At 63.2% G+C, this 21,317-nt stretch carries 23 protein-coding genes; 13 read left to right on the top strand and 10 right to left on the bottom strand.

Translation table 11 applies throughout. The annotated features are described in order from the left end of the window. Window positions 1-24: 24 nt before the first annotated feature. Complete coding sequence (locus J1C48_RS07505; RefSeq protein ID WP_207257212.1) at window positions 25-1,143, top strand: Gfo/Idh/MocA family protein; 1,119 nt, start codon at window positions 25-27, stop codon at window positions 1,141-1,143. A 43-nt stretch (window positions 1,144-1,186) separates the two neighbouring features. Beyond that, entirely contained in the window at window positions 1,187-2,188 is a 1,002-nt protein-coding gene (gene iolG / locus J1C48_RS07500) for an inositol 2-dehydrogenase (protein ID WP_207257211.1), read from the top strand. Window positions 2,189-2,499: 311 nt separating this feature from the next. Here the strand turns inward: iolG and J1C48_RS07495 are convergent, their stop codons facing one another. Together J1C48_RS07495 and J1C48_RS07490 are read right to left on the bottom strand one after the other, a co-directional pair. Beyond that, window positions 2,500-3,261 (bottom strand): TetR/AcrR family transcriptional regulator, encoded by a 762-nt coding sequence (locus J1C48_RS07495; RefSeq protein WP_207257210.1) that lies wholly within the window; start codon window positions 3,259-3,261, stop codon window positions 2,500-2,502. 722 nt (window positions 3,262-3,983) lie between these two features. Beyond that, window positions 3,984-4,409 (bottom strand): hypothetical protein, encoded by a 426-nt coding sequence (locus J1C48_RS07490; RefSeq protein WP_207257209.1) that lies wholly within the window; start codon window positions 4,407-4,409, stop codon window positions 3,984-3,986. Window positions 4,410-4,760: 351 nt separating this feature from the next. On the opposite strand from J1C48_RS07490, the gene J1C48_RS07485 reads away from it, so the two are divergent. From J1C48_RS07485 to J1C48_RS07475, 3 genes are all read left to right on the top strand, one after another. Next, window positions 4,761-5,759 (top strand): ABC transporter substrate-binding protein, encoded by a 999-nt coding sequence (locus tag J1C48_RS07485; RefSeq protein ID WP_207257208.1) that lies wholly within the window; start codon window positions 4,761-4,763, stop codon window positions 5,757-5,759. Between the two features lie 294 nt (window positions 5,760-6,053). Further along, a complete protein-coding gene (locus J1C48_RS07480; RefSeq protein WP_207257207.1) occupies window positions 6,054-6,932 on the top strand; it encodes an ABC transporter permease in 879 nt (292 codons plus the stop codon). Continuing rightward, on the top strand, window positions 6,925-8,007 hold the full coding sequence (locus J1C48_RS07475; protein ID WP_207257206.1) for a quaternary amine ABC transporter ATP-binding protein: 1,083 nt from the start codon (window positions 6,925-6,927) through the stop codon (window positions 8,005-8,007). Before J1C48_RS07480 ends, J1C48_RS07475 begins: the two co-directional genes overlap by 8 nt. 207 nt (window positions 8,008-8,214) lie before the next feature. Here J1C48_RS07475 and J1C48_RS07470 read toward each other — a convergent pair whose 3' ends face one another. From J1C48_RS07470 to J1C48_RS07455, 4 genes are all read right to left on the bottom strand, one after another. Continuing rightward, window positions 8,215-8,448: a hypothetical protein gene (locus J1C48_RS07470; RefSeq protein ID WP_207257205.1), complete on the bottom strand. Its 234-nt coding sequence runs from the start codon at window positions 8,446-8,448 to the stop codon at window positions 8,215-8,217. A gap of 237 nt (window positions 8,449-8,685) precedes the next feature. Continuing rightward, window positions 8,686-9,018, bottom strand: a complete 333-nt coding sequence (locus tag J1C48_RS07465; protein WP_207257204.1) for a DUF1491 family protein — start codon at window positions 9,016-9,018, stop codon at window positions 8,686-8,688. A gap of 87 nt (window positions 9,019-9,105) precedes the next feature. After that, a complete protein-coding gene (locus J1C48_RS07460; RefSeq protein ID WP_207257203.1) occupies window positions 9,106-9,753 on the bottom strand; it encodes a peptidoglycan-binding protein in 648 nt (215 codons plus the stop codon). Between the two features lie 34 nt (window positions 9,754-9,787). Further along, window positions 9,788-11,641, bottom strand: coding sequence for a sensor histidine kinase (locus J1C48_RS07455; RefSeq protein ID WP_207257202.1), 1,854 nt, complete (start codon window positions 11,639-11,641; stop codon window positions 9,788-9,790). Between the two features lie 398 nt (window positions 11,642-12,039). Here J1C48_RS07455 and J1C48_RS07450 point away from each other — a divergent pair, with 398 nt between their 5' ends. Both J1C48_RS07450 and J1C48_RS07445 read left to right on the top strand, forming a co-directional pair. Further along, window positions 12,040-12,630, top strand: a complete 591-nt coding sequence (locus tag J1C48_RS07450) for a DUF5330 domain-containing protein (RefSeq protein WP_207257201.1) — start codon at window positions 12,040-12,042, stop codon at window positions 12,628-12,630. 138 nt (window positions 12,631-12,768) lie between these two features. Then, window positions 12,769-13,185 carry a SufE family protein gene (locus J1C48_RS07445; protein ID WP_207257200.1) on the top strand — a complete coding sequence of 139 codons (417 nt, stop codon included), beginning with the start codon at window positions 12,769-12,771 and terminating at the stop codon, window positions 13,183-13,185. 14 nt (window positions 13,186-13,199) lie between these two features. Here the strand turns inward: J1C48_RS07445 and J1C48_RS07440 are convergent, their stop codons facing one another. Beyond that, entirely contained in the window at window positions 13,200-13,688 is a 489-nt protein-coding gene (locus J1C48_RS07440; RefSeq protein WP_207257199.1) for a DUF6456 domain-containing protein, read from the bottom strand. After that, entirely contained in the window at window positions 13,688-14,071 is a 384-nt protein-coding gene (locus tag J1C48_RS07435) for a helix-turn-helix domain-containing protein (protein ID WP_207257198.1), read from the bottom strand. Before J1C48_RS07435 ends, J1C48_RS07440 begins: the two co-directional genes overlap by 1 nt. Window positions 14,072-14,421: 350 nt before the next feature. Between J1C48_RS07435 and J1C48_RS07430 the strand changes: the two genes are divergently transcribed. The 6 genes from J1C48_RS07430 to J1C48_RS07405 all read left to right on the top strand — a co-directional run bounded on the left by J1C48_RS07430 (window position 14,422) and on the right by J1C48_RS07405 (window position 19,912). Beyond that, a complete protein-coding gene (locus J1C48_RS07430; RefSeq protein WP_207257197.1) occupies window positions 14,422-14,862 on the top strand; it encodes a hypothetical protein in 441 nt (146 codons plus the stop codon). A 323-nt stretch (window positions 14,863-15,185) separates the two neighbouring features. Further along, window positions 15,186-16,409, top strand: coding sequence for an ABC transporter substrate-binding protein (locus tag J1C48_RS07425; RefSeq protein WP_210345345.1), 1,224 nt, complete (start codon window positions 15,186-15,188; stop codon window positions 16,407-16,409). A 125-nt stretch (window positions 16,410-16,534) separates the two neighbouring features. Then, the gene (locus J1C48_RS07420; protein ID WP_207257196.1) at window positions 16,535-17,296 is read left to right on the top strand and encodes an ABC transporter ATP-binding protein; all 762 of its coding nucleotides are present in this window, start codon (window positions 16,535-16,537) and stop codon (window positions 17,294-17,296) included. After that, complete coding sequence (locus tag J1C48_RS07415; RefSeq protein ID WP_207257195.1) at window positions 17,289-18,008, top strand: ABC transporter ATP-binding protein; 720 nt, start codon at window positions 17,289-17,291, stop codon at window positions 18,006-18,008. The genes J1C48_RS07420 and J1C48_RS07415 overlap by 8 nt, the downstream gene beginning before the upstream one ends. Window positions 18,009-18,020: 12 nt before the next feature. Continuing rightward, entirely contained in the window at window positions 18,021-18,908 is an 888-nt protein-coding gene (locus J1C48_RS07410) for a branched-chain amino acid ABC transporter permease (protein WP_207257194.1), read from the top strand. 2 nt (window positions 18,909-18,910) lie between these two features. Continuing rightward, window positions 18,911-19,912: a branched-chain amino acid ABC transporter permease gene (locus tag J1C48_RS07405; protein ID WP_207257193.1), complete on the top strand. Its 1,002-nt coding sequence runs from the start codon at window positions 18,911-18,913 to the stop codon at window positions 19,910-19,912. A gap of 40 nt (window positions 19,913-19,952) precedes the next feature. On the opposite strand, the gene J1C48_RS07400 is transcribed toward J1C48_RS07405, so the two are convergent. Further along, window positions 19,953-20,459 (bottom strand): A24 family peptidase, encoded by a 507-nt coding sequence (locus tag J1C48_RS07400; RefSeq protein WP_231081716.1) that lies wholly within the window; start codon window positions 20,457-20,459, stop codon window positions 19,953-19,955. 325 nt (window positions 20,460-20,784) lie between these two features. Beyond that, on the bottom strand, window positions 20,785-20,958 hold the full coding sequence (locus J1C48_RS07395) for a Flp family type IVb pilin (protein WP_207257192.1): 174 nt from the start codon (window positions 20,956-20,958) through the stop codon (window positions 20,785-20,787). Window positions 20,959-21,317: the final 359 nt, after the last annotated feature.

Genomic DNA, 21,317 nt, shown 5'->3' with positions numbered 1-21,317 from the left:
GATATTCCAAATTTGGGAGGATAGATGTCGGTCGGTCTCGGCCTTATCGGCACCGGATTCATGGGCAAGGCTCATGCCCTGGCCTATCGCGCGGCCGGCGCGGTGTTCGGCGACCTGCCGGAGATCCGCCTGGCCTGTCTTTGCGATACACCCGCCGATCGCGCCGCGGCGATGGCCCGACAGTTCGGTTTTTCTCGCGCCACCGACGACTGGCGGGCCTTGGTTGCAGATCCGGGCGTCGACATCGTCGCGATCACCACGCCGAACGCTCTGCATCAGGAGATGGCGCTTGCGGCGATCGCCGCCGGCAAGCATGTGCATTGCGAAAAGCCGATGGCGCTGGGGCTCGCCGAGGCCGAGGCGATGGAACGCGCCGCCACGGCGAAGGGCGTTCACACCATCGTCGGCTACAATTACATCCACAATCCGGCCTTCACCCACGCCACGCGGCTGATTTGCGACGGCGTCATCGGCCGGCCGGTGCATTTTCGCGGCGCCGTCGACGAGGACTATCAGGCTGATCCCGATCTCGCCTGGACTTGGCGGGCGAGGCGCGCCGATGCCGGCCTCGGCACGCTCGGCGATCTCGGCTGCCATCTGGTGTCCCTGGCCTGCGGGCTGATGGGACCGGTCAAAAGCCTGATCGCCGACACCCAGATCATCCATGCGACGCGGCCGCTAGCCGATGGCAGTGACGGCCGGGGCGAGGTCGAGAACGAGGATGCCGCCTCGGCGATCCTGCGATTTGTCAACGGCGCGCAGGGCACGCTGGTCTCCTCGCGCTCGGCCTGGGGCCGTAAGAATAAGCTCGACGTCGAGGTGCACGGCACCAAGGGCATGATCGCCTTTTCGCAGGAGAGGATGAACGAGCTGCAACTCTATCTCAACGATGGACCGCGCGGCCAGCAGGGCTTTCGCACCATCCTCACCGGCCCTGAACATCCGCCCTACGGCGCCTTTTGCCCCGCGCCCGGCCATCAGCTCGGCTTCGGCGACTTGAAGACCATCGAGGCCGCAAACTTTGTGCGGGCGATCGCGGCCGGCACACCGGCCTATCCGAGCTTCTCCGACGCCCTCGCCTTCGAAGCCGTGATCCACGCCATTGACGTTTCGGCCCGCGAAGGCCGCCGCGTTGAACTCTGACATCATCACACCCGTCCGCCAGACCAGGATAAGGAGGAAAGACATGAAAGTTGCACTCTTCGGCGCCGGCCGCATCGGCAAGGTCCACGCCGCTTCGATCCGCGCCGACCCGCGCAGCGAACTGACCTGCGTCACCGACGTCGTCGCCGAGGCGGCCGAGGCGCTCGCCAAGGACCACGGCATCGCCGTGCGCTCGCCGGAGGAGATCCTCGCCGATCCGGCGATCGACGCGATCCTGATCGCCTCTTCCACCAACACCCACGCCGAGCTGATCGAACAGGGCGTTGCGGCCGGCAAGGCGATCTTCTGCGAAAAGCCCATCGATCTTTCGCTGGAGCGGGCCCTGAAAGTCCGCGCCATCGCCAGCGGATCGGCCAAGCCGGTGATGATGGGTTTCAACCGCCGCTTCGATCCAAACTTTGCCGCCGTCAAACAGGCCCTCGACGCCGGCGAGATCGGCAAGGGCGAGCTGCTCGCCATCACCTCCTTCGATCCCGGCCCGCCGCCGCTGTCCTACGTCAAGGTCTCCGGCGGTCTTTATCGGGACATGATGATCCATGATCTCGACCTTTGCAGCTTCTTCTTCGGCCTGCCGAAGAGCCTAATCGCCACCGGCTCCTGCCTGGTCGATCCGGCGATTGGAGAGGCCGGCGACGTCGACACCGCCGTCGTCACGCTGTGCTATGCGGATGGCCGCATCGCCACCATCCGCAACTCGCGCCGCGCCGCCTACGGCTACGATCAGCGGCTCGAGCTGCTCGGCTCGAAGGGCATGCTGGAGGTGCGCAACGAAACCGAGAACAAGCTCGCCAAATGGACCGCCGAGGGCATTGCCACGGCCAAGCCGATGCACTTCTTCCTGGAGCGCTACATGCGGGCCTATCAGATCGAGTGGGCAGCCTTTGCCGACGCGGTGATCGACGGCAAGCCGGTACCGGCGAGCGTCCAGGACGGCGTCAACGCGCTCGCCCTTGCCGAAGCGGCCAATCTCTCCCTCAAGGAAGAAAGGCCGGTCGACATCACGGCGGAGATGACCGGGCTCTGATCCGTGGCCTTCGGGCTCTGGCCGCCTGGGCCGAACGGCTCCGGCTAGACAGGCCAGGGGAATGGCGCGTCAAGCCGCACCGCGAACGCGGCTTTGCGGGCAGCCTTTGAGGGTCGGCCCGCAAAATGGGCCGGAGCATGATCTGGCGATGCTCGAGCGCTTCGGCACAAGCGTCGCCATCATCAGCGGCTCACGCATCGGCTCAATCAGAGTGCGCGTCCTTTGTGCGTCCTGTCGGATGCACGGCGCGCTGACCCCTACGGGCACTGGGCTCCAGCCCGGCGGCCTCCCGGCAACGCGCGGCGACCATGTCAACGCGACGATGGAGCTGAAGGCGCGGCAGACGCTGGCGCGGATCGCCAATCGCGCCGTGGCTCGTCCCGGTGCTGGCGAATGGCAGCGAGAAACAGCACAAGGGCGGCGCGGCGCCGGCGCTCGACCTCTCCATCGACATCCGGCGCCGGCAGCAGCGGCAAGCTGGTGTAGGGCGCCGTGATCATCGACAGAAACAGATCGGCCGCCTGCTCGGGATCGGCCACCCTGATCTCACCGCGCGCCGCGTGCTGCTCGAGCAGCGTCGCCACCGCCCGGACCGCACGTCGCCAGCCTTCCTTTTCGGCAAGCTCTGCCAATTCGGGAAAGTCCGGCGCCGTCGCGATCAGGCTGCGCTGGAGGGAGATCGTTTCGGGCGTGCGGAGGTTGTCGATCATGTAGCGACTGACGTCGTCGAGCTTGTCGGCAAGGCTTTTGCGGCAGCCCGAATCTTCGGATTCGGCTTCGGCAAATTGCGACAAAGGCTCCAACCACGCGGCGATCCGCTGCCGCAGGACTTCACTGAACAAGCTGCGTTTGTCGGTATATTGAGCGTAGACCGTCGCCTTGCTGACGCCCGCGAGATCGGCGACAGTCTCGAGCGAAGTCCCCTCAAAGCCCTTGTCGAGAAACAATCGGGTCGCGGTGTCGAGAATCGCCTGATGCCGGCGCGCTGCCTCCTCGCGCGTCGGTCGGCCGCCCTTGGCGCGCGCGGGTCGGGCCGGCGCGGCTTGCGCCGCAGCCCGGTCAGATCGCGTCATGAACCCTCCGATCGAAAGCGTTGCCGCCTTCGCGCGCCGCCTTGCCCCACATCCCACGCAGGCCGCGCCCGCTCCGTGAGACGTCGCATCGTGCCACTCGAGACCCTGCAGACAGGCCTCCAATTGATGCTTCACGATTCGAACTAGACGATAGCGTTCAGTTTGAACAGCGCATAATGGGCGATCTGGATCGATTCGCGCCGCACCGTTGCATCTCGGTGCGATTTTGTCCGGCAAATTGCGCCGGCCTTGGCTGGGCGATGACAAGCCGGGCGGTCGACATGCAAAGCGCGTGCAGGGTCTGTCGCTTTGTGGCCAGAAGGCTCGCGACAGCCTCATGCCTGATGCGTCCGATCAAACCACGGCGCGCTAAGATTCGGCTCCAGAACGGCCTTTAAAAAAGCGAAAATGACTACAGCGCGCGAATCAAGCCTTTCAAATCGAAAGAAAGAATCGAAGCCTATCGCCCTCGCTCTGCAACGAAACACGTAAACGCAACAACAATAGTCAGAACGAACACCGGATGTAGCGCCTCGACACGCAAGACCTTCTTCGAGGCCGGCGACATCCGGTGTCGAAACAAGGTTTATCCGAAGTCTGTTACCGTTCTCTTTACCACGGCAGAAATAGTCCGTGGGATGACGTTCGATCCGAAATGCCCGCGCCCGACACACGAAAGCGGTGCCTGACCGAAAGCCTCAAACCATCTTGCCCCAGCGGTCTCAACGCTCGCGAGAAAGGCGATCGTCATTGGCCCGGAGACGCTCGACGCTCGGCGCCAGCCCCGCGGCAACGACCGCATCGACCGCGCCGAAGACATGCCAGGGCATCAAACGCCCGCTCATGGTTTCCGCCTGCAAGGTCAAAAGAGCCGCGATCGCAGCGACCTGAGCGGCTACCGCGCCCTCGAACGCAGCCCCGGATTTTTCAACGATCGCCTGACGGGTTTCGGTCCGCTCAAGCGGCGAAAACGTCCCGGTCTCGCTCATCAGCTTGGGAATGCGGAGCGCCAGGACCAGAGGCACCTCGTAAAGCATGGTCATGACCGCATCGAGCGTCGATGGCGCCGCCTCCGGAGTCGATGCCCGGTCGCGGGCTGACTTTGCAGCATCCAGCGCCAAAACCTGAAGCGAGTTGTCATTGTGCACGCGCAGTCTCCCTGTGGGATTCGATCAGTCGTGCCCATCCAAGAGTATTGTGCAGTGCAGTATGACGGTGCGCCGCCGATTTGCAACCATCTTGATCTGCGGCGCACTGCCCAGTCCAGATCGGGCAAAACAGCGCATGCGTCAGAAAATCCGAATTTTTTGAAGAATTTCTGAATGTGGCCGGTTGGCATGCGGCGCCACAAAGTCTAGCCTTGTCACCGTCACGCCACGGCGATTGATCGGCCGGGCAAATCAGCGATGAATGATCTCGTAATCATCCATGCATCTTCTCGACGATCTTTACGGTAATTCCTGCAATTCTCGTCTTGGTCGTTATCTCAGGGAGAACCCATGAAACATTTCCTGGCATCGTCTGTCATCGCAACCGCGTTGCTTGGCCTGGCACCGGCCGCTCAGGCGCAGGACAGCTGCAACGTCACGATTTCGAACATGAACTGGGCTTCGGCCGAGGTCATGGCCAATATCGACAAGATCGTCCTCAAGGAGGGTTACGGCTGCGACGTCACGCTGGTTCCCGGCGATACGATGCCGACCTTCTCGTCGATGACGGAAAAGCAGGAACCCGACGTTGCGCCGGAGATGTGGGTCAATCAGTTCCGCGAGCAGATCGACAAGGCCGCCGACGAGAAGCGTGTGTTCTTCGCCTCCGAGGTCCTCAAGGACGGCGGCGAGGAAGGCTTCTGGATTCCGAAATACATGGCCGAGGCGCATCCCGAGATCAAAACCGTCGAGGACGCCTTCAGCCATCCGGAATTGTTCCCCTCGAAGGAAGATCCGTCCAAGGGAGCCTTCTACAACTGCCCTGCGGGCTGGGGCTGCCAGATCACCTCGGCCAATCTCTTCAAGGCTTATAAGGCCGGCGAAAAGGGCTTCGTCCTGGTCGATACCGGCTCGGCCGCCGGCCTCGACGGCTCGATCGCCAACGCTTACGAGAAGAAGGAGCCGTGGTTCGGCTATTACTGGGCGCCGACCGCCATTCTCGGCAAATATCCGATGGTCAAGCTCGACTTCGGCGTGAAATACGACGCCAAGGAATGGCAGAGCTGCACCACCGTCGCCGACTGCGCGGATCCGAAGAAGAATGCCTGGACCAAGTCCGAGGTCTACACGATCGTCACGCCGAAGATCGAAAAGATGACGAATGGCGTGAAGGAATATTTCGACACCCGCTCCTGGCACAATGAGACGGTCAACAAGCTTCTGGCCTGGAAGGAAGACAATCAGGCGACCGGCGAGGACACCGCCTATCATTTCCTGGAGAACAACGCCGACATTTGGACCAAGTGGGTCTCGCCGGAGGCCGCCAAGAAGATCAAGGGCGCGCTTTGAGGTGACGGGCTTGGCGAAACGGCCAGTCTTGCACGGATTGCCGCAGGAGGTCATGCCTTCCGCGAACAATGGCGGTCGGCGCCGCGATCTGGCTGAGGCCGGGACTGCGACCCCAACGTCGACTCTTTTGCCATAAACCTGACTTGGCCCCGGACGGTGCAGATCGTCCGGGGTCTTTTTGCGACCGATCGCGCCTCGCGCAGCGTCACCAACAATCCGGACGGAGCAGACAAGCTCCGCAAAAACAAGGAAACCTGACATTTGGAATCCGTGTTCAAAGGCCTCCCGAGCTGGATGCTCGAATTTCCTCAAATCGCCGGTCGCGATCTACGGCTTTTGTCGCGCAACATCGACCAGCATTACCGCGCCTTCTCCCGCGCCTGGGGAGATTCGATCGAAAGCTTCTTCCGCCCGCTGCTGGATTTCCTGCTCTGGTTTGAAAACCTTCTGATTCATACACCCTGGTGGATCGTGTTGGCCGTCATCGTCGCCATCGTCTGGTTCGCCAGCCGTTCGATCAAGATCACCATCGGCACCCTCGTCGCGCTCGTTCTGATCGGCATGTTCGGCATGTGGGAGGACACGATGAGCACCTTGTCGATCATCACCGTCTGTACCTTTTTGTCGATCCTGATCGGCATGCCGATCGGCATCGCCATGTCGCGCTCCGACAAGCTGCAGGCCGCGATCAATCCGATCCTCGACGTGATGCAGACCATGCCCTCCTTCGTCTATCTCATCCCGATCGTCATGCTGCTCGGCATCGGCATCATTCCGGGCCTCATCGTCGTCGTCATCTATGCCATGCCGCCGATCATCCGGCTGACCAATCTCGGCATTCGCCTGGTCGACAAGGAGGTGCTCGAAGCCGCCAACGCCTTCGGCTCCTCCGGCTGGCAGAAGCTGATCGAAGTGCAGCTGCCGCTGTCGCTGCCAACCATCATGGCCGGCATCAACCAGACCATCATGATGGCCCTCGCGATGGTCGTCGTCGCCTCGCTGATCGGCGTGCGCGGATTGGGACAGCCGGTGCTGCAGGCGATCACCAACCAGTACTTCACCCAAGGTGTCCTCAACGGTATGGCGATCGTTGCCATCGCCATCATCTTCGACCGAACCAGCCAGGCCTATGGCAAACGGCTGCAGCGCCACCGGGAGGCTTCCCATGGCTGAGACCGCAATCCAGATCCGCCACCTCTACAAGATCTTCGGCGGCAACGACCGGGCGATGGTCGAGAAGGTCAAACAAGGCCTGTCGAAAAGCGATCTTCTCGCCGAGCATGGCCATGTGCTCGGCCTGAAGGACATCAACATCGACATGCCGGCCGGCGGCATTCAGGTGGTGATGGGCCTGTCGGGCTCCGGCAAGTCGACGCTGATCCGCCATCTCAACCGGCTGATCGAACCCTCCGCCGGCGAAGTCATCGTCGAGGGCGAGGACGTCCTCAAAATGTCAGAGCGCCAGCTGCGGGATTTTCGCCGGCACAAAATCTCCATGGTCTTCCAGCGCTTCGCCCTGCTGCCGCACAAGACGGTGGTCGACAATGTCGCCTATGGCCTGCATGTGATGGGCAAGTCCAAGGCCGAGCAGCGCCAGGGTGCCTCACGCTGGATCGAGCGGGTGGGCCTTGCCGGCTACGAGGACAACTATCCGGCCCAACTCTCCGGCGGCATGCAGCAGCGCGTCGGCCTTGCCCGGGCGCTGGCGACGGACGCCGACATCCTGCTCATGGACGAGGCCTTTTCGGCCCTCGATCCGCTGATCCGCACCGACATGCAATCGGTGCTGCTCGATCTTCAAAAGGAGCTGTCGAAGACCATCGTCTTCATCACCCACGATCTCGACGAGGCGCTACGCCTCGGCGACCGGATCGCAATCTTGCGCGACGGCGAGATCGTCCAGCAGGGCACCGGCCAAGAGATCGTCCTCGACCCAGCCGACGATTACATCTCGTCCTTCGTACGAGAGGTCAATCGCGGACGGGTGATCGAGGCCGGCACGATCATGGACAGCACGCAGCCGGCGGCAACTGCGAACCCGTCCAGTGAGGCGATCTCGGTGCCCGAAAACACCGTGCTCGAAGAGGTGGCGCGACGTATGACCGAAGAAGGTGTCGATCGGGCCGAGGTCACCGACAAGAGCGGCAAGACGGTCGGCAGCGTCGACATTCACGCGGTGATGGCCGGCATGGCGACGCCGGTGCTGAAGGACGCGATCGAGGACGCCGGTGAAAGCCGCGCCAGTTAAGCGGCCGTCCCCTGGCGAACAAAAGCGATGCGTCGGATGGCGCATCGCTCTGAGCATCGGCCCGAAAATCGGAATCGATTCTTGGAAAGCACGATGCGTCGACTCAATCAGAGTGCGCGTCCTGTGCGCGTCCTATTGAGCGCACGGCGCGCTAGATGTGGTCGAATCAGGCAAAGGCGCGGAGCGGTGTGATCCGCGGGGTGATCGTCAGGCCGCGCGACTGCTGCGGATCACCGGCGGCTCGCCGGCGGCCTCGTGCAACGCCGCACCGGCAGCAGCCAGCCGCTCGTAGCAATCGGCCAGAACATCGAGATCCACCGGCGCCTGACGGATCAGCGCGTTCTCGATCGTATCGCGGTCATATCCGGCTTTCAAAAGCGCTGTGACGAGGGCACTGATCAATTCGGGGTCTTCCAGACGTTTGACGGCGCGCTCGTACACGGGCTTCGGTTCCTGTCGTCACTTGCTCCGGCGGTCTGGCGATTTCATCATTTGAAACTATCGTGGAACTTGCCGCCCCCAAGCGTCATGGACCAGCGAGCCTCCGAACGTCCGCGGCTTTCGCCGGGTTTTGCGACGATCCAGCCCGTATCCGTCTCTCCCACGCCACGGTCGCAGGCGGTGCGGGCGCCCTGCGATCACAGAGCCGATAGCCGGTCTGGGCCGATGATGCCGCGGTCAGCCGTCGACGATGTCAATGAAGTCTTCAGGCCGATCGGTCTCGATCTCGATCACCCAGAAATCAGGGTCGAAACGGGCCTCGCGCTCAAACCGCTGATCAATCGCCGCGTCGTCGCCCGCCGATTCTTCCATAAAGAGACGCGAGGCGCTCTCGCTGGACAGGCTCTGCACCGCCGGCCCGAACAGACGCACTGCGCCGCTACGCGGCCGGGCGATGACGAAAATCGCCCCTGCGGCGTCCGCCCCCCGCCTCAGCACAGCCGCGAATTCGCCCGCAGCAAAGAGCCGGCGCGACAATTGGGCAACGAAGAGTTCGCTGGTGATCCGCATGAGAGCCGCAGTAGAGCATCGCCCTGAAAAGCGAAAGCCATCCGGCGGCAAGCCTTTACGGCAATGTCGCCGCCGGCATCGCCGGGATCAGTGCACGAGGCCGATCCGCGCCATGCGCCTCAGCAACTGCAAGTTCGGTTCGCCATTCACATCCATGCCCTCGAGCGCCTGGAAGGTGCGGATCGCGGTGCGGGTCTTCTCGCCGACAATGCCGTCGGGCTCGAGTTGCGCGACCTGAGCGGCGGTCAACGCCGCCTGGATCCGCTTGACCCGCTCGATCGGGCTGAGGGCGGCCAGACGATGATCGACGGCCTGCTCGGCAGGGTCGACCGGCGGGCGCGGCGCCGGGACGACCCGCCCTCCCTGCACCGCCTCGATCGAGGCGGTCTGCTCGGGATCGGGCGTTTCCAGCGGGCGCGGCGCCGGCGCCGGAATCTTGTCGGCTTTGTCCCTCTGCGCGGATTGGCGCAGCGGCGCCGCGACAGGCGCCTTGGCCGTTTGCGAAGCCGATGCGGCCGCTGGCGATTCCGGCTCGGGACGATCGCTCGGCGCCGGCGCCCGCACAGTTTTGAGGGCCGCGGTGCGGGTGATCAGCATCGGATTGGGATGACGCCCATGCTGCTCATAGAGACCGTTGACCGAAACGGCGGCGAACAGCACGATGAAGGCCGCACTGCCGACGGACGTCGCGGGGCGGCTCGCGACGAGGCGCGCAAAGCTATGGGCGCCTCGCACCGCGAGCGCCGCCACACCTGCGAGCAGACCGGATTCACGCCGAGCGGCGTTCTTCGCGGGTTTGCGCTTGGGAGTTCGTTTTGCTGCGGGCATCACTCAACGCGACGATGTTTTCTGGGATGGAAGCGGATGGGCCGGCGGCAATCGCAGGTCCAGCGACCGGCAGGGCGATGGTGACCATCGTGCCGATGCCAGGCTGGCTTTCGACCGTCATTCTGCCGCCGTGGAGTTCAGCCAGACCTTTGACCAGAGACAGGCCAAGGCCGGTGCCTTCATAACGGCGCGAGACGCCCGAAGAGAGCTGGACAAACGGCATGCCGAGACGCTCGAGATCGGCTTCGGCAATGCCGATTCCGGTATCGCTGACCAGCAATTCGCACAGACCATTGTGGAGCCGGCTTTCGATCGTGACGACCCCGGCATCGGTGAACTTCACCGCATTGGCGACGAGATTCAGCAGGATTTGATGGCAGGCGCGGCGGTCGGCGACGAGATCGAGGCCAGGCGCGGCCCTGACATCGATGCGGAGGTCTTTGCGCCGCGCCTCCTCGCGCATCAGGTCGCCGATCTCGACCATCAATGTCGACAGATCGAAGATTTCCAGCTCGAGATCGTAGCGGCCGGCCTCGATCTTGGAGACGTCGAGCAGCGTGTTCACCAGCGACAGAAGGTGCTTGCCGGAATGGCGGATCAGTCCGACATATTCCTTCTGCTTGTCGCTTTCGAAGCGGCCGAAATACTCCTGATCGAGCACGTCGGAAAAGCCGATGATCGCGTTCAGCGGCGTGCGCAGCTCGTGGCTGACGGTGGCCAGGAACCGGCTCTTGGCGGCCGATGCCTCCCGCGCCGCTTCGAGGTCGGCGCGGATCGCCGTCTCGTCCGGCGCGTCCGGAACGACGATCTCGCGCGCGAAGACGAAGACGTCGTAATCCTCGAAGTCATCCTTCGAGCCTTGATGGGCAAATTCCAGACCAAAGCGCTTGAAGCCGCCGTCAGCCGCGGCGAGGCGCGCCTCGATCGTCGCCGGCACGCCGCCGGCGCGGGCCACATCGATCGCCTGCATCACCGCGAGACGATCGGCGACGTGGCAAATTTCGCCGAACAAGCGACCGGTCAGTGTGCCGCCGGAGGGGCCCGACGCAGTGGCCGCCAGGAGCGCGCGCGCCGCGCTCGACGCGTGGTCGATCCGGCCGCGCTGAGAGATTTCGAAGATCACCGCGCGAAATTCTTCCGCCGCCTGACGCCGGGCGAAGCGCGGATCGAGCGGCTGGACCGCTCCTTGCTTTAAGCGCTCAGCGCCCGCCCGTGCGGCTTGGCCGGCAAGGCGAATGCCGTAGAGCGCGACGATCAGGCAGAGCATCAAGTCCGAAAGCGGGACCACGGCAGCCCTGGCCATCGCGGCGATCACCACCGCCCCGAAACCGACTGCGGCGACCGACAGTCCGGCCGCTAACCGCGCCCGCTTGGCGATCAAGGCTTCGATCGGCAGGATCGCCAGAACGCAAAGCGACAATTCTGGCGTCACGGCCCCGCGAAGCGCGGCCCAGCCGAACAAAGCCGCCGCCATCGTTCCCCACAGCATGAGCACCATATCGGCGCGGCCAGACAGCGACAGCCAGGCAGCCGAGGACAAAGCGAGGGCCGCGAGGATGAGCGGCAGCGCGGTCAAAGGGGAGCCGGTCGTGGTGGCAAGAAGCACCGGGAAGCACAGAGCGACGAGAAACGAAGACAGCAGAAGAACGCGTAGCAAGCCCGCCTGGAAGCGACGCTCGCTCACCGGTGCGACCGACGGGGCCACGTACTCGTCGAGCCGCAGCTTCAGGAAGCGGACTGCGGCCGTTGGAACACGCCAGATCGTGTCCTTGGGTCGCTTCGACGCTTGCCGCATTCTTGGTCTCACCTTGGCAAATTCCGGATCGGCCGGCCTTGTCACCCGCGTCATACGTGGCGCTTCCAACCGACGGAACCGATCATGCCGCCCGCGCATTAAAGAAGCCATAAAACAACCTGCCGGAAGGCCTGCCTGAAGCTTGCAGTCCCCAGAAAACGACGGGCTCGAACGGGTCAAACGGTGGTTTTATGGTTAACGAATGGTGACCCTCGGCCGATCCGCCGCGCTGGGTTGCCACCACGCTGCGATCACGACGAATCAATCGGATTTCGCTAAAATTTTCATCGTAGTTTCAACGTGCCCTTTCGATCCCCCTGGCATGATGGCTGCATCGAGACCGCCCCCGGCGCCAAGACCGGCAAGCGGCAGCGAACATTCCAACGGGGTAAGAGGCGATGATCCGCTTCGTCATCAAATGTGCGTTCTTTCTCGGCCTGATCGCCATGTTCGTGCCGGGCGGTCGAGGCGAGGACGATCATCCGGTCAATCTCTTCGCGCTGCTCTACGGCGCCCAGGCGGCGGTTTCCGATCTGTCGAACTTCTGCGCTCGCGCCCCCTCGGCCTGCGCGGCCGGCAGGGACGTCGCCCGCTTTGCCGGCGACCGGATCAAGGACGGCATGGCGCTTGCCTATAATTTCGCCGACGACGCCATGAACCGCCGGCGCGAGGCCAACCCGGCCGTGCCGGCGGCTTCGCCGGCCCCGGCCGCGGCCGCGGCAGTGGAGACCAAGCCCGAGCAGCGGATTGCCAAGCTGCATCCCGACACGATGACGACGGCGGCGATCCCGGCCATTGCCCTTCCCTCCAATCCAGGCGCGCCGTCGACGATGCTTGCGGCCGAGCGCCTCTCGCCGACCGCGGCCCGAATCCACAACCTGCCCACCGCCGCAGGCCGGCCGCTGCCGAATGCCCGCCATGCCGAGACGCGGGTGGAGCGGCGCTTCGCCAGCAACATCCCGATCCCGCAGCCTGCTCCGCGCTACTGACAGTGCAGGCCAAGCCCTCTATATGAGACGAACGGAGCGGCGCACGGGCCCCTGCCCGACGCCGGCGAGACGAAAGGGGCCAGACCCTCATGGCCTTGTCGCGCAACAAAAATCCAACCTCGTCCCTTGGGAGCGGCCATGCAGAGCATCGACGAGATCACCTCGGATTTCGAGCTTCTCGACGATTGGGAGGACCGTTATCGCTATCTGATCGAGCTCGGCCGAGCACTGCCGCCGCTCGCCCCTGAGGAGATGAGCGAGGCCACCAAGGTGCGCGGCTGCGTCAGCCAGGTCTGGCTGGTCAGCGAGAGTGACGGCGCCCATCCTCCGCATCTGAGCTTTCGCGGCGATTCCGACGCCCATATCGTCAAAGGTCTCGTCGCCGTCGCCTTGGCCCTGTTTTCCGGTCGCACCCCGGCTGAGATCGAAGCCACCGACGCCGAGGCGCTGTTCGCGCAACTCGGCTTGCAGGAGCATCTGACGCCGCAGCGCTCCAACGGCCTGCGCTCGATGGTGGCCCGGATCAAGACCGACGCCCGAGCCGCCGCGGCCTGACATCGACGCCCTCCTCATGCCTTCGCCGTGTCTGGCGCCCGCCAATGGCGCATGCGCCGCTCCTTCTGCGACGAGACCGCGCCGTCGAAACCGTAATGGCGCGCCAGCATCGCCAGACCGGTTTTTAGCAGGAGCTTGGCCGAGCGGGCCGGCCAGCGCCGCTCCTTCTCGACCGTCTCCAGCCCTTTCAAAAAGCAACAGACGTCGAGAACCAGACCCGACAGTTCCGGGCCGATCGCGTCACAGGCTTGCGCTACCCGCCTGCGCGCATCGATCGCGGTGTCCGAAAGCTCATGGGCGAGCGCACCCCGACGCGGCGCGCGTGGCATGCCGTCCCAGCGCTGGCCGATCGCCGGCGCCATCTGGCCACGGGTGAAATCCACCCGGATCTTCTCACCCGCCATCGCCTCGGCGGTCGACAGGAACGGCTCGCCCCCCGCGCCGCGGCGTGTCGCCAACCGGGTGAGCGGCGTTTCCTCAGCGTTAAAATCCACCTGCGCCATCAGCGACCGCCTCCGACCGCGGCGCGGCCGGTTCGGCCAACCTCGATTGCGCGGCCGATCGCGGCCAAGAGCGCCTCGAGCCGCTCCAGCCGCGCATCGAAACTTTGGTCGTCGCGTTTGTCCTCCACCCGGCGCACCGCATGAGCGACCGTGGTGCGCTCACGACCGAAGGCGCGAGCAACACGTGACAGCGAAATGCCGAAGGTGGTGTTGGCAAGATACATTGCGACATGGCGCGCGTCGCAGATCCGGCTCTGGCAGCGATTGGCCCGCCGGATCTCTGCAAGCGGCACGTCGAAAACGATGCTGACGACCTCCTGCACCAAGCCGCAGGCTTCGCCGGCCATGTCGCGTCGGAGGCCGGCGATCAGCCCGCCAGCCATAAAGGGCTCTGCCTCAGGCTCCAAATTGGCGGGCGGCCGGGCCCGCCTCGCCCCCGGGCCGCCGCGGAGCGCCGACGGCATACGCAACCGGCTCTCAACCGCATTTCGGGCGGGGTCGGAAAGCTCAAATGACATCGCGCCTGACTCCTTATCTGTCATCGCTTTGTAAGGAACTCAAATTGATATATGAATATGTTCCTATTTTGGCCTCGATTGCAAGGGGATGATCGAATGAATCGTCTCCATCCACTCGATTTTTGCGACTGACGACCCCGCCTCGGCAAGGAAGTTATCCCCACCCGGCATGGGTCGGCGAATGGTTCGCAGGTGTTTGCGAAACGGAATTCGTCATGTCGAACCAAATCGATCTCCCGCCGCTCCTGGCCGCGTTCACGGCGAAGATCCGCCGCGAAATGGAAGAGCGCCGTCGCGCCGACCGCATCCTGACCGAGCGCCTGGAGCTGCAAGCCGCGCTGCGGCGCTTCGGCGCAGCCGGGCCGAGCCTCGTGGCGGCGGCAAAGGCCGACGATCCGAGCCGCCTCGATCCTGACGAGCGCCGCCACGCGAGCCACCGGGTGGCCGGCGAGTTGCGGCGCCAGATCCGGTTTCGCCGCAGCGGCGACCCCCGCTACGATCTCAATCGGCACATTGTCGTCGCGCGGCTGTCGCGCTGGCTCGCCGGCGACGACCGATGGATCACAAAAGCCAACGGACTGCAGAGCAATCCGCGACGGGTCAAGTCTCAAAGCGCCGCAAAGACCGGCAGCGACACCCACGTCGTCGCATCTTAGAGCGCCCTGCGCCCGACCATGCGCAGGGCGCTCTCACTCATTGATTCGAGCATCGTGCTTTGCCGAAAATCGATTCCGATCTTCGGGCCGATGCTCGAATTGCCAGAAAAGCTGCCCGATCGCGCCAGACGAACGCGCTGCCGGCAAAGATCATTCGGCAGCACACCGACGCCTCCTCAGACTAAAGTTGGAAAACTCCCGATTATCCGGACCGAACGCCACTGGTACTGTTGACAGACCCGGGGGCGCTGGCCTTCATTCAAGGTAATCTGGAGAACTTGGGAGCAAACGGTTCTTCGGCTTTACAATTGGGAGGAATATCCATGCGCATCGATAAGACCGTGCTTGCGGCGATCCTCGTTGCCGGCGTGATGGCCCCGGCAGCGGCAGTTGCCCAAGAGGTGTCAGATGGCGTCGTCAAGATCGGCATCCTGAACGACCAGTCCGGCGTCTATGCCGACTTCGGCGGCAAGTGGTCGGTCGAAGCCGCCAAGATGGCCGTCGAGGATTTCGGCGGCAAGGTGCTCGACAAGCCGATCGAGATCATCGACGCCGACCATCAGAACAAGCCCGACATCGCCGTCAACATAGCCCGCGAGTGGTACGACACCAAACAGGTCGATGCGATCATGGAGCTGACGACCTCGTCCGTCGCGCTGGCGGTGCAGGGTCTATCGAAGGAAAAGGGCAAAATCGACATCGTCACCGGCGCGGCGACGACGGAGTTGACCGGCAAGCAGTGCAGTCCCTACGGCTTCCACTGGGCCTATGACACCCATGCGCTCGCGGTCGGCACCGGCGGTGCGCTGGTCAAGGCGGGCGGCGACAGCTGGTTCTTCCTGACCGCCGACTACGCCTTTGGCTATTCGCTCGAACAGCAGACGGCGGACTTCGTCAAGGCCAATGGCGGCAAGGTGCTTGGCGAGGTTCGCCACCCGCTGGCGACCACCGACTTTTCCTCGTTCCTGCTGCAGGCCCAGTCGTCCGGCGCCAAGGTCATCGGCCTCGCCAATGCTGGCCTCGATACGGCCAACGCCATCAAGCAGGCCTCCGAATTCGGCATCGTCCAGGGCGGACAGAAGCTCGCCGCCCTGCTCTTCACCCTCGCCGAAGTGCATGGCCTGGGCGCCGAAGCGGCCCAGGGCCTGAACCTGACCGAAGGCTGGTACTGGGACCAGAACGACAAGAACCGCGAATTCGGCAAGCGCTTCATGGAGCGGACCGGCCGCATGCCGAACATGATCCAGGCCGGGACGTATTCGGCGGTGCTGCAATATCTGAAGGCGGTGAAGGCCGCCGGGACCGACGAGACCAAGGCGGTCGCCAAGCAGCTGCACGAGATGCCGGTGCACGATCTCTTCGCCAAGAATGGCCATGTGCAGGCCAACGGCCGCATGGTCTACGACATGTATCTCTTCCAGGTGAAGAAGCCGGACGAGATGAAGGGCAAGTGGGACTATTACAACGAAGTCGCCACCGTGCCCGGCAAGGACGCCTTCCTGTCCGTGAAGGACTCCGGCTGCGACGTGTCCGCGTTCGGCAAGTGATGCCCGGACACCGAGCCGGCGCCCCGTCCTGGCGGCGCCGGCATGGTCAGGCAGAAAGCTTTCCGATCCCCGCTCGCCCGGCGGCAGTCTAATCTGCCGCCGAACCCAAGAAGGCACACCAGTCTATGAACGCGGCTGCCGACGCCATCTTATCCGCCAAGGGACTGACCAAAGAGTTCTTCGGCTTCAAAGCCGTGAACAAGGTCGATCTCGACATTCACGAGGGCACGATCCACGCCTTGATCGGGCCGAACGGCGCCGGCAAGACCACCGTCTTCAATCTGTTGACCAAGTTCCTGACGCCGACGGCGGGAACCATCGTCTTCCAAGGCCGCGACATCACCGGCGTCAGACCCGCCGACGTCGCCCGCATGGGCCTGGTGCGTTCATTCCAGATCTCCGCCGTCTTTCCGCATCTGACCGTCCTCGACAATGTGCGGGTGGCACTGCAGCGCAAGGCCCATCTCGGCACCCAGTTCTGGCGCTCCAACCGCATGCTCGACCGGCTGAACGACGAGGCCCATCAACTGATCGAGGCGGTCGGCCTCACCGCCTTTGCCGGTCACGACGCCGCGGAGCTGCCCTATGGCCGCAAGCGCGCCCTCGAGATCGCGACGACCTTGGCGCTCGACCCGCCGGTTCTCCTGTTCGACGAACCGATGGCGGGCATGGGCGTCGAGGACATCGGCCGCATCTCCGACCTCATCCGGCGCATTGCCAAGGGCCGCACCGTGGTGATGGTCGAACACAATCTCAACGTCGTCGCCGATCTTTGCGACCAGGTGACGGTGCTCGCGCGCGGCGAAATCCTCGCCGAAGGCGACTATGCCAGCGTCAGCAGCGATGCCCGGGTACGCGAAGCCTATATGGGGAGCGAGGATGAGTAGGACGACCGGCGCCGAGCCGCTTCTCAAACTGCGCGATCTCAATGGCTGGTACGGCGAAAGCCATGTGCTGCACGGTGTCTCGCTCGACCTGATGGAGGGTGAGACGATCACCCTGATCGGCCGTAACGGCGCCGGCAAGACCTCGACCTTGCGTGCGATCATGAACCTTCTGCCGCGGCGCGAAGGGGAGATCCGCATCGCCGGCAAGGACATGTCGAAAGTGCCGGTGCATCGCACCGCCCATGCCGGCATCGGCTACGTGCCGGAAGAGCGCGGCATCTTCGCCTCGCTGTCGGTCGCGGAAAACCTGATGCTGCCGCCGCGCGTCGCCGCGGGCGGCATGAGCGTCGAGGAGATCTACTCGCTGTTTCCCAATCTCGCCGAGCGGCGCAATTCGCCGGGCACGAAATTGTCGGGCGGCGAACAGCAGATGCTGGCGATCGCGCGAATCCTCAGGACCGGCGTCAAGATCATCCTGCTCGACGAGCCGACCGAGGGCCTGGCGCCGGTGATTATCCAGCGGATCGGCGACGTGCTGATCGAGCTGAAGAAGAAGGGCATGACGCTGTTGCTCGTCGAACAGAATTTCCGCTTCGCCCGCAAGGTCGCCGATCGCTTCTATCTGATGGAGGACGGGCACATCCTGGAAAGCTTCCCGACCAGCGAACTCCATGCCAAGATGGACCGCCTCCACGACGTCGTGGGCGTTTGAGGAGCCGGCACGATGACGATGATCTTCGGCATTCCGCTCCCCGCACTCCTCGGCCAGTTGCTGATCGGATTCATCAACGGCTCGTTCTACGCGCTTCTCTCGCTCGGTTTGGCGGTGATCTTCGGGCTCTTGCGCGTCATCAACTTCGCCCATGGCGCGCAGTACATGCTCGGCGCCTTCGCCGCCTATCTGCTGCTGGCCTATACCGGCATCGGCTTCTGGCCGGCGCTGGTGATCGCGCCGCTGATCGTCGCCGCGATCTCGGCTCTCATCGAGCGCACCATGCTGTCGCGGCTTTACGATCTCGACCATCTCTACGGCCTGCTCTTCACCTTCGGTCTGGCGCTGATTCTCGAAGGCAGCTTCCGCTGGTATTTCGGCGCGGCCGGACAGCCCTATTCGGGCCCGCAGATTCTTGCCGGCGGCACCAATCTCGGCTTCATGTTCCTGCCGAACTATCGCGGCTTTGTCGTTGTCGCCTCGATCGTCATCTGCCTCGCCGTCTGGCTGCTGATCGAGAAAACCCGGCTTGGCGCCTATCTGCGGGCGGCGACCGAAAATCCGCAGCTCGTCCAGGCCTTCGGCGTCAACGTGCCACTGCTCCTCACCCTCACCTACGCTCTCGGCGCGGGGCTTGCCGGCCTCGCCGGCGTACTCGCCGCGCCGGTTTACCAGGTCTCGCCGCTGATGGGCTCGAATCTGATCATCATCGTCTTTGCCGTCGTCGTCATCGGCGGCATGGGCTCGATCGGCGGGGCCATCATCACCGGCTATGTGCTCGGTATTCTCGAGGGCCTCACCAAAGTCTTCTATCCCGAAGCCTCGAATATCGTCGTCTTCGTCATCATGGCCGTGGTGCTGATGCTTCGCCCGGCCGGCCTGTTCGGCAAGGAGGTTTGACGATGACAAGTCTCTCAGGATCCGGCGTGACGGCGAGCGGCGAGCGGCCGGCGACGGCCCATCCCCACGCCCGTCAGCGCAGCCGGTCCGCCATCGGTGTCGTCATCGCGCTTATCGCCGTCGCCGGACTGTGTGCCGCACCGTTCTTCGTCTATCCCGTTTTCATCATGACGGTGCTGTGCTTCGCGCTGTTTGCCACCGCCTTCAACCTGCTGCTCGGCTATGTCGGGCTGTTGTCCTTCGGCCATGCGGCGTTCTTCGGCGGCGCGGCCTATTTCGCCGCCCATGCCGTCAAGGTCTGGGGCTTCGAGCCGCTTTCGGCGATCCTTCTGGCCGCGGCCGGAGCCGGCGTGATGGGGCTGTTGATCGGCCTTCTCGCGATTCGCCGCCAGGGCATCTATTTCGCCATGGTTACCCTTGCCCTGTCACAAATGGTCTTTTTCATTTTCCTGCAGGCACCCTTCACCCACGGCGAAGACGGCATCCAGAACGTGCCACGCGGCCATCTTCTCGGGCTGATCGACCTCAACCAGCCGCTCAACATCTATTATTTCGTGCTGGCGATCTTCCTCCTTGGCTTCTTCGCCGTCTGGCGGATCGTCCACTCGCCCTTCGGCCACGTGCTGCAGGCGATTCGCGAAAACGAGAACCGGGCGATCTCGCTCGGCTACCGGGTCGAGCGCTACAAGCTCGCGGCCTTCGTGATGTCCGCGACGATCGCAGGGCTTGCCGGCGCGATGAAGGCGATCGTCCTGCAGATCGCCACTCTCACCGACGTGGCCTGGCAGATGTCCGGCGAAGTGGTGCTGATGACGCTGCTCGGCGGAATGGGCACGATCTTCGGTCCCTCGGTCGGCGCGGCTCTGGTGGTGACGATGCAGAACTATTTTGCGACGTCCAATGTCCCGGTGACGGTGATCATCGGCGTCATTTTCGTTCTCTGCGTGCTGTTGTTCCGCCGCGGGATCGTCGGCGAGGCCATCCGCCTGATGAGCCGCCGATAATTGCCATTACAGCAATCCCCCATCCGCGGCGTCAAGCAAGTCAACCGACCGCAGCCGTCATCCAGAAGCTGTGGGAGTAGACGTACAAACCAGCGACGCCGAGCGCCACACCGTAAGGAATGCCGGTCTTTTGCTCCATCAATCGATCGACGAAGGCAAACCCCGTAGCGGGAAGCAGTTTGCCGCGCAGCGTCAGGATGAGCAGGGTCAGCACACCGCCAAACAGCGCGCCCATCAACAGATATTCGACGACCATCATGCTAGGGCCGAACCAGAGGGCGGTTGCGGCAATCAACTTTGCGTCGCCGCCGCCCATCCAGCCGGCAGCAAACATCCCGAATGTTGCCGAAAGACACATGAAGCCGACAAGAATATGCAACCCCAAAACCTGCCAGGACAGGCCGACCAGAAAAGCTGCCGGCAGGAAAGCCAAGGCAAGAACAACCATCGCCCAATTCTCGATCTTCATTTCCAGAAGATCGGTCATCGCACTGAAAATCATGGCGAAAGGAAAAACCGTCAGGAGCAGCGCGGTGGTCACCATCATGAAAGCCTCCCGATCATGGCCGTCGTGGTTGGCCCCAAAGACCGTCCCGACAAAGATGGATCAAAAGTCCTAACATTCTGCCGCAATCCGGCTTGGGCAATTCTGTCGACTGGCGCAATTCTGCCTAAATTATCAACACGACGCGGGCGGCGGTCGCAAGACCGTCACCCGCAACGTAAGCAGACATTCGAGCGCCCTGCGTCCTGTCGGACGCAGAAAGGTCGCTCTAAGCCTTTGGATCAACGCATCGTGCGTTGCCGAAAATCGATTCCGATTGTCGGGCCGATGCTGGAGCGCCGCACCCGAAGATGCGGCCACTAAGACGTTAGCTCGTAACCTTCATCTTGTTCGCGATGTCAGTGAACGTCTTCAGCAGCTGCGGCGAAAGAACCGCAAAAGCAGCGATCAAAGCGACTGCCATAATGCCGGCGATCAGGCCGTACTCGATGGCGGTGGCACCGGACTCGTTCTTGGCGAATCGAGCGATAAGCTTGGACATGAGGACTCCTTGGATTCCAGATAGCGCTCCCGTCGACTGTACCATCGCTCGGGTCTACCCAATTTAGCGCCGTCATATTGCAATGCAATTAAGAAGCTTGGTTGATTTTTATTTAATTTACACGCTCCTAAGCGTAAGATAATGAAAATCTGATCAAAAAAGGCGCAGAAACATAGATCCCCCTCACCAACTTCTAAGGTACTTCGATCAAAATCCAAGCATCAAATGCATGCAAAATCTGCAATTGCGATCAATGCTGCGGCTTCACAGGATGATGCCGGATTCTGGTTAACCCTTCATTCAACCTAATGGGTGACATTGGCGAACAACTCGAACGCCATTCTCCACGGATCCGGATT

The organism is Jiella flava (genome assembly GCF_017349315.1).
Classification (GTDB): Bacteria; Pseudomonadota; Alphaproteobacteria; order Rhizobiales; family Rhizobiaceae; genus Jiella; species Jiella flava.
The sequence above is the reverse complement of the archived record's forward strand: the minus strand, read 5'-3'. Positions and strand labels throughout refer to the sequence as shown.